Source organism: Collimonas sp. (genome assembly GCF_044339385.1).
GTDB lineage: Bacteria > Pseudomonadota > Gammaproteobacteria > Burkholderiales > Burkholderiaceae_D > Collimonas.
The window spans coordinates 1-8,552 of the sequence record NZ_JBIIVN010000116.1; the positions used below are offsets into that span (position 1 = coordinate 1).

The 8,552-nt window shown below is 56.0% G+C and carries 6 protein-coding genes and 1 pseudogene; all 7 read right to left on the reverse strand.

What is annotated here, in order from left to right:
• Positions 1-293: 293 nt before the first annotated feature.
• Positions 294-1,547, reverse strand: coding sequence for an RsmB/NOP family class I SAM-dependent RNA methyltransferase (locus tag ACIQ0R_RS09155; protein WP_395826405.1), 1,254 nt, complete (start codon positions 1,545-1,547; stop codon positions 294-296).
• A 206-nt stretch (positions 1,548-1,753) separates the two neighbouring features.
• Positions 1,754-2,365, reverse strand: coding sequence for a phosphoribosylglycinamide formyltransferase (gene purN / locus ACIQ0R_RS09160; RefSeq protein ID WP_395826407.1), 612 nt, complete (start codon positions 2,363-2,365; stop codon positions 1,754-1,756).
• A 198-nt stretch (positions 2,366-2,563) separates the two neighbouring features.
• Entirely contained in the window at positions 2,564-2,962 is a 399-nt protein-coding gene (locus ACIQ0R_RS09165; protein ID WP_395826409.1) for a barstar family protein, read from the reverse strand.
• A gap of 115 nt (positions 2,963-3,077) precedes the next feature.
• The gene (locus ACIQ0R_RS09170; RefSeq protein ID WP_395826415.1) at positions 3,078-3,500 is read right to left on the reverse strand and encodes a ribonuclease; all 423 of its coding nucleotides are present in this window, start codon (positions 3,498-3,500) and stop codon (positions 3,078-3,080) included.
• Positions 3,501-3,637: 137 nt separating this feature from the next.
• Positions 3,638-4,819: pseudogene (locus ACIQ0R_RS09175) on the reverse strand (patatin-like phospholipase family protein).
• Positions 4,820-4,958: 139 nt separating this feature from the next.
• Positions 4,959-7,409 carry a sodium-translocating pyrophosphatase gene (locus ACIQ0R_RS09180; protein WP_395826411.1) on the reverse strand — a complete coding sequence of 817 codons (2,451 nt, stop codon included), beginning with the start codon at positions 7,407-7,409 and terminating at the stop codon, positions 4,959-4,961.
• A 323-nt stretch (positions 7,410-7,732) separates the two neighbouring features.
• A complete protein-coding gene (gene adk, locus ACIQ0R_RS09185; RefSeq protein WP_395826413.1) occupies positions 7,733-8,389 on the reverse strand; it encodes an adenylate kinase in 657 nt (218 codons plus the stop codon).
• Positions 8,390-8,552: the final 163 nt, after the last annotated feature.

Consider the following 8,552-nt stretch of genomic DNA (forward strand, 5'->3'; position numbering starts at 1 on the left):
GTCTTTTATAATCGCCAACGGCAGCATTCGACGCTTGGCTATCGTTCACCCTGCCAGTATTTAGATGACTGGCTCACTGAGCAACATCAGGAAAAACAGGCGGCATAAAAGCCACCTGTTGGAAGATGAAAAATCGAGGGAAGCTCATACCTTGGCGGTCAGAGTACGACAAAAAACAGAACGGAGGCCTAATGGCAGCATAGTGATTCCTTTCCTGATGCGTTAATAGCAAACAATCGACCAGATTTGCAGCTGCTTGCAGCAGCGCAACAGGCAGAAAATGTCGCGGCTATTTATTTGCGCACAAACACCGCGGCAAAGAAACCATCGGTTTGATGTTGATGCGGTAGCAGCTTGAGATAATCGCCCATTTCCAGCGTAATCTTTTGCTCTGCCAGCACATCTTTCATCGGCACCAATGCAAAGTCCTCATGACTTGCCAGGAATTGTGCGGCAATTGCTTCGTTTTCTTCGTCAAGCAAGCTACAGGTGCCGTACACCAGACGACCGCCGGACTTTACCAGGCGCGCAGCGCTGGACAAGATTGCGATTTGCTTGACGTTCATTTCGGCAATCGCCTCGGGCGTCTGACGCCACTTTACGTCGGGATTGCGTCGCAATGTGCCGAGGCCGCTGCATGGCGCATCCACCAGTACGCGATCAATCTTGCCCGCCAGGCGTTTTACTTTGCCGTCGTTTTCATGCGCGATCAGCACCGGATGGATGTTCGACAAACCACTGCGCGCCATGCGCGGCTTGAGTTTTGCCAGTCGCTTGTCGGACACGTCGAACGCATACAAGCGACCGGTGTTGCGCATGGTGGCTCCCAGCGCCAATGTCTTGCCACCGGCACCGGCACAGAAATCGACCACCATTTCGCCGCGCTTGGCGCCGACGATTTGCGCCAGCAACTGGCTGCCTTCGTCCTGCACTTCGATGGCGCCGCTCTTAAACAGCGGCAAGTTTTGCAACGCCGGCTTTTTGATGACGCGCAAACCCAACGGCGCATAGGGTGTCGGTTCGCACAGGATAGGTGCTTCCGCCAGCGTCGCTACGACCTCTTCGCGGTTGGCCTTGAGCGAATTGACACGCAGATCCAGCGGAGCCGGCTGGTTCATCGCGTCCGCCAGCTGCAACGCTGCGGCTTCGCCATCGCGAGCGACCAGTTTATCGAACAACCATTGCGGCAGATTCGAGCGCATCAGTGCCGGCATCAGGCTGCGATCGATTTCACCGACGCGCGTCAGCCATTCGGTTTCTTCATCGGATAAGCCGCCCAGCGACTCAACCCCGATCGCATCGGCCAAGCCAAGCAAGGTCATGCGGCGCATGGTAGGACCGTTGTCGGATTCGGCAAAGCTGGTATAGATCGACTTGTTGCGCAAAAGGCCGTAGACCGCTTCGGCAATTACGCCGCGCTCGCGCGAACCGAGCTTCGGATGGTCGCGAAAATAGCGTGACAAGGTACCGTCGGCTGGGCCGGTAAAACGTAAAATTTCGCGCAGTACTTCTTCGGTGTGACCGATGATCGCTGGAGGCAATCTCATGGTAGTTCTTTCATAAAAATCTGTTAGTGGGGCTATATTGCCCGAGCCGCCGGATGAGCGGCGCCTTGTTCGAACCTGTTCGGAATCTTACCGAGAGACCAAGACCGCGGCAGGTGAGCGGCTCGCAAGGCGCACATGAGAATCTGCACCAGATCCCGTGCCGGCCGTTACTTGCTGAAGCAGCTCTGGTGCCGATTGCACCCGGCTTAGCGATGACGCACAAGTCCACCTTCGATGCTCAGCCGGCCTTCTACAAACCAGCGTACCGCACGCGGATAAATCTGATGCTCTTCAACCAGCACACGCTGCTCCAGCGACTGTTCGGTATCGTCTTCCAGCACCGGCACCACGGCCTGTGCCACAATCGGCCCGTGATCCAGCGTGGCGGTAACAAAATGCACGGTCGCTCCATGCACCTTAACGCCTGCCGCCAACGCCTGCCGATGCGTTGCCATCCCTGGAAAACTGGGCAACAGCGACGGATGGATATTGAGCATACGACCGGCATAATGCTGGACAAAGGATGTCGTCAGAATACGCATGAACCCGGCCAGTACGACCAGATCGGGCGTAAAAGCGTCAATCACGACGCGCAGCGCAGCGTCGAACTGCTCACGATCAGGATAGTCTTTATTGGCCACGACAGCCGTTGCAATCCCCTCACTGGCAGCAAATTTCAAGCCTTCAGCGTCGGCGCGGTTGCTAATTACGGCAGCGATTCTGGCAGGCCATTGTTCGGCTTGGGCGGCGCGGAGAATAGCTTCCATGTTGCTGCCACGCCCCGAAATCAGGATAACAATGCTTCTCATGGCGCGCATTGTACCTGCTGCAACGTCATTTTTGAGTAAAACCGACGGCAAAATGTTGCGACAGGTGTCGGCACTTTACTGATTTACAAGAACAAATTAAAGCAGCCTGATGCGGCGTGGGATAAAAACGCAGGTTGCAGGTGGGGTTACTTACTCGTTCTTTAATGCTCAGGGCCACTCGGACAGGCCCGTTAACATTATTTTTTACTACTGAAATGAATAGAAAACGCGGAAAGCAACTTTTTTTCCCGCCCAGAAATCGGCACTGTCGCGAAATACATCAAGCAGTATCTCGCGCGCTTCGCGGTCAAATTTGGCGGTGTTCGGCAATTGTTCGATGACGACGATGAAGCCCGGTTGCGGACCGGCCTTATAAGCCAGATCGGTCAGGCAATCTTTAAGGGCATCAAAATTCTTACCAAAATGCCTGGGAAAATGAAAAGCCTGGGCGATATTGGCCAGCACTTGCTGTTTAGTCGTCGCTTCCGCACAGTATGCATACAAGAAGTGCTGCCCAAGCTGCGCAGCCTCCGCCTGCAAGTCGGTCACACGGAAGGCGCGGATGGACTGCACTACATTTGGCGGTACGGTTTTAAACAAACTCATTTTTCCCCTCAGCTAGAGCAATGATGAATTGCTGTTATTTTTAAGAACTCGCACTGTTCCCGCCGGCTCAGAATGCCTGACGTTAGGTCAGACAGCAACAAATCCGATATCTCAGTCACTCTTGGATACGCCTGAAAGTTTGATAATGATTGTCGGTATAGTAATACTCACCAGAAATCCGGGCGTTACCGCCGGTAATAATCCGACGCGCGCCACGGTTGCGGGCCCGTGGAGTCCTGACCGTGTATTCGTGATAATACCCGCGCCGTTGTTTAGGCAAGAGTCCCTCGTAGTTACCAAATACCACACCATCTTTAGCGTACGGAAACGGTCCGCCTTGCTTGATAGGGTTTAGGGTAGCCTGCGCTTCCTGCGGAAGTTGATTGACGAAAATAACATCCTGTTGCAAGGATTCCCGCGCAGCAACCTGAAAACAAAGCAACAAACCAAGCAGAAAAAGCGCCGCATGAAGTATCACGGCACCAATGACATTCAAATTCAGACCTGGGAAGCGGCCTTGGGTTGCGTAACTTTTCATTGATTTAATATTCGTCGCGTCTGTCTGCTCTGCTACCGTAGCGTAACGTGTTGCTAAAAACGAATCAACCGCTATCATTCGGCAGGTTCCTGGTGTTACTGTATTTAACAATATTGCCATACCCGGCGACTAAAAAACTACCTGGAGCTTCTATCCTGAAAGAAATTAACAACCTCTTCACGACGGTCCTGAGTATCTCGCTGCCCCATGCGAATCAACTCGTGTGTATAACCCGATTCAAATAGCAAGTAGGAGGCCAAGCCGCCGCCTCGGCTTTCAGGGCCGCCCAGACCGCCTAACAACGTGCGGATCGGCAGCGGCAAACTGGAAAAATGCCTGGTTGCGATATCGTCGATCTGCTCCGACGGTGAAATGATCAGCATTTCAATCGGCTTCAGCGGTGTGTGCTGACGCTGTTCTTCGGTGAGGAAAGACAGCGTGTGATTGATGCGCTCCAGGCGCTCGATATCGACCGCCAGACCATCCAGAAAAATACTCGATAGTGCGTGGCTGGCGATTTGCGCCAGACTTGGATAGCGAGCAAACGTTGGTGCATCCGATGGTGTTTCCTTGCGGCGCCCGGCTCCGACCACCAGCACTTTAGTGGCACCGAGGTGAATCGCTGGCGAGATCGGGGCCAGTTGGCGCATCGAACCGTCGCCGAAAAATTCACGGTGGCCATCGCAATAAATCGGAATTGTCGGGAAGATGAATGGAATCGCCGACGACGCCAGCAGATGCCCGACGCCGATCTGATCGCGCACTGCACGGCGCTGGCTGCGTGTCCAGCCCTGGATTTCGTTGGCGCTCTGATAGAAGGTGATGTGCTGGCCGCCACTATACGATGAAGCCGTGATCGCCAGCGCCTGCAGGGTGCCGTTGGCCAGCGCCGCGTCCAGCCGTTCGAGGTCTAACAGCCGGTACAGCAGCGTAATCAGCGGGGTATTGTCGAGCAACGAGTTAGGCGGATGGGCGTGCCACTTGCGCAGCAGCCAGCCGAACGACAGCAGCGACAGTCAGCGCGCGCCGGAGCGCAGCACCCCCAGCGAATCGGCACGGTACACCTGCTCGACCGTAAAATGCTCCCGGACGTCCATGAGTTTCTGCACCCCGAGGCCGAAATTATCGACCCGGCAAGCCAGCGCGGTCGCATTGATGGCGCCGGCCGAAGTGCCGCAAATGATATCGAACGGATTGCGCTCGGCAGACCAGCCCTGCTCGCGCAGGATCGATGCTACCGCATCCATGACGCCGACCTGATAGGCGGCACGTGCGCCGCCGCCGGTCAGGATGAGGCCGGTTTTTTGTGTTGTCTCCATGCTGGTTAGATTAACAGGGACCACCGGAATTGTGTGAAAAACAATAAAAGAAAAAATAAAAAAGGCGAACCTCTGACCGCACAACATAACCGCCGGAAGTCGCCATCCAACCTGCTTGCGCGCCTGCCCGCAAGGTATTTCAGCGGATACTCACCTCGACACGGCGCGCTTCAGCGTTATCGCCGCTACCGGTGGTGACCTGAGGTTTTTCCAGGACGATGGTATCTTCGGCAACGCCAGCAATCAACAGCAGCGCTTTGACGCTCTTGGCGCGCTCTTTGGAAATTTCATCATTCTTGAGCGGATCTCCAGTGCTGTCGTGGAAACCGCTCAAGACAATCTTCGCATCGCTCCTGGCTTTGGCTGCGGCGACGATGGCGGCCAGTTTATCGACGGTATCGACCGGGGCATCGGTCTTGCCATAATCAAAATAGATGACGGCGGTGGGCAACGTTACCCCCACGCCAGCTGTAGCAGCGCCTGCAACCGGCGCGGCTACAGCTGGCGCCAGTACCAATACAATTTCCTTGTTACCCGCAGTCGCCTGGTTCAGACCGGTTGCCGGCAGCAACGGTACTAGCAGTAACGCCACAATATTGATGATCTTGATCAACGGGTTGACCGCCGGACCGGCAGTATCCTTGTAGGGATCGCCAACCGTGTCGCCGGTCACAGCCGCCTTGTGCGCTTCTGAACCCTTGCCGCCGTAGTGACCGTCTTCAATGTATTTCTTGGCGTTGTCCCAGGCGCCGCCGCCGGTGGTCATCGATATTGCGACGAACAAACCGGTGACGATGGTCCCCATCAGCAAGCCGCCTAAGGCTGCCGGGCCGAGGATCAGGCCGACCAGGATCGGCACCACTACCGGCAACAACGAGGGGATAATCATTTCCTTGATCGCCGAGGAGGTCAGCATGTCGACCGCCTTGTCGTACTCAGGCTTACCGCTGCCGTCCATGATGCCTTTGATATCGCGGAACTGGCGCCGCACCTCGACCACTACCGCACCTGCCGCGCGACCGGCCGCTTCCATCGCCATCGCACCGAACAGGTAAGGAATCAGGCCGCCGATAAACAGGCCGACAATCACCAGCGGATCCGACAAATCGAATACTGTGCTCTTGCCGACCGCATCCAGCGCGTGCGTGTAATCGGCAAACAGGACCAGCGCGGCCAAACCAGCCGAACCGATGGCATAGCCCTTGGTGACGGCCTTGGTGGTATTACCAACGGCATCCAGCGGATCGGTAATGGCACGCACCGAATCAGGCAGCCCTGACATTTCGGCGATACCACCGGCATTGTCGGCAATCGGCCCGTAGGCATCCAAGGCCACAATGATGCCGGCCATCGACAGCATTGACGTGGTCCCAATCGCGATGCCATACAAGCCGCCCAACCAGTATGACGCCAGGATCGCCGCACACACCGCCAGTACCGGATAAGCAGTCGACTTCATCGACACGCCCAGGCCGGCAATGATGTTGGTGCCGTGGCCGGTAGTAGAAGCTTGCGCAATGTGGCGCACCGGTTTGAAATCGGTGCCGGTGTAATACTCGGTGATATACACCATCAGACCGGTCAGCACGATGCCGATCAGGGCCGAACCCATCATCGGCATCCGCATCGGTGCTGGCAGAATCAGCCAGGTCACCACCACAAAGCCGATCAGGCTCAGGATCGCCGCCCACCACAAGCCGGTGTACAGCGCCGACATGATTTTCTTGCCCTCTTTGGCTTGCACCATCGTGCAGCCGATGATCGACGCCAGGATCGATACGCCGCCCAGCGCCAGAGGGTACAGCACTGCTGACATTTCGGCGCCGCGGATCAGCAGCGAACCGAGCAGCATAGTGGCGATCAGCGTTACCACATAAGTCTCGAACAGATCTGCCGCCATGCCTGCACAGTCGCCGACATTATCGCCAACGTTATCGGCGATCACCGCCGGATTGCGCGGATCGTCCTCGGGGATTCCGGCTTCCACCTTGCCCACCAGATCGGCCCCGACATCGGCACCTTTGGTAAAAATGCCGCCGCCAAGACGCGCGAAAATCGAGACCAACGAAGCGCCAAAGGCTAGTCCAATCAGCGGCCGGATAATGTCATGCAGCGACAAGCCGGCAGGTGCGGCAAACGACACCAGCCACAGAAAGAACAGCGTCACGCCCAGCAAGCCCAGGCCAACCACCAGCATGCCGGTGATGGCGCCGCCGCGGAAAGCGACATTGAGCGCCGGGCCCATGCCCCTGGTAGCGGCCTGCGCGGTGCGCACATTAGCGCGTACCGAAACATTCATGCCGATGAAACCACAGGCGCCCGACAGCAACGCGCCGATCAGGAAACCAATCGCTGTTACCAAACCAAGGCCGGGAATCAACGCAATCACAATGAACAACACCACGCCGACGATAGCGATAGTGCGGTACTGGCGCGCAAGGTAAGCCGCTGCGCCCTGCTGGATCGCCGCGGCGATCTCTTGCATGCGGGGGTTTCCGGGATCCTGCTGCAATATCCAACTGCGTGAAACCAGTCCGTAAATGACCGCAACAATACCGCAAGCGACGGCAAACCATAGACTTGATGCCATGTTGACTCCTCCTGTTTTGGAACGACTATCACGACAAAGTAAGACAAGCACACAACTTTGGCTGTCCGCGCCAATCGGACGCCGGCCTTTCTGGCCAATACTGGGTAATGCAAAACTTTTCGTCGCCCTTTTATTGTCGGAGACTTGCCTGGGCTGGCGTTGCTGGATGGAGCACTGCTGCCGTGTCGGATCTCGGATCTCAGATAAGCGGCAATTGCGTGTTTCGAGTTTGTAGCCAGGCTACTGAAACAAGAAGCTTTGGTAAATTCTGTCGCAGAAACAAAAAAAGGACAATAAAAAAGCGGACCTGAGTCCGCTCCTTTTTATGCGTCCAAAGCCGCAAACGCGCTGTCGCGTATTTGTTCGACCGGACCGACACCGGTTATCTTGCGATATTTCGGCGCCCCGGGCCGCCCCGATTTGGCCCAATCGCCATAATAATTGACCAGCACTTCTGTCTGCTCATGGTACACCGACAGACGCTTCTTGACGGTTTCTTCCTTGTCGTCGTCGCGCTGGATCAGATCTTCGCCGGTCACATCGTCCTTGTCTGCGACTTTTGGCGGGTTGAACTTGGTATGATAAGTGCGACCGGACGATAAATGCACGCGGCGGCCGCTCATTCGCTCGATGATGGCGGTATCCGGCACATCGATTTCCAGCACGTAATTGATCATCACGCCAGCATCTTTCATGGCGTCGGCTTGCGGAATGGTGCGCGGAAAACCGTCGAACAAATAACCGTTGGCGCAATCCGCCTGTTTCAGCCGGTCTTTGACCAGGCCGATGATAATGTCGTCCGATACCAGGCCGCCGGCGTCCATCACCTTCTTGGCTTCGATACCGAGCGGGGTTCCAGCCTTGACTGCTGCGCGCAACATGTCGCCGGTGGAGATCTGCGGGATGTTGAATTTCTCTTTAATGAAAGTCGCTTGCGTGCCTTTACCGGCACCAGGCGCTCCTAAAAGGATGAGGCGCATGTTAAATCCTAAGGTGAGTTTGTGAAATTGGTTGTGGTGAGCTTCCCTCGATTTTTCGTCGTCCAACAGGTGGCTTTTATGCCGCCTGTTTTTCCTGATGTTGCTCAGTGAGCCAGTCATCTAAATACTGGCAGGGTGAACGATAGCCAAGCGTCGAATGCTG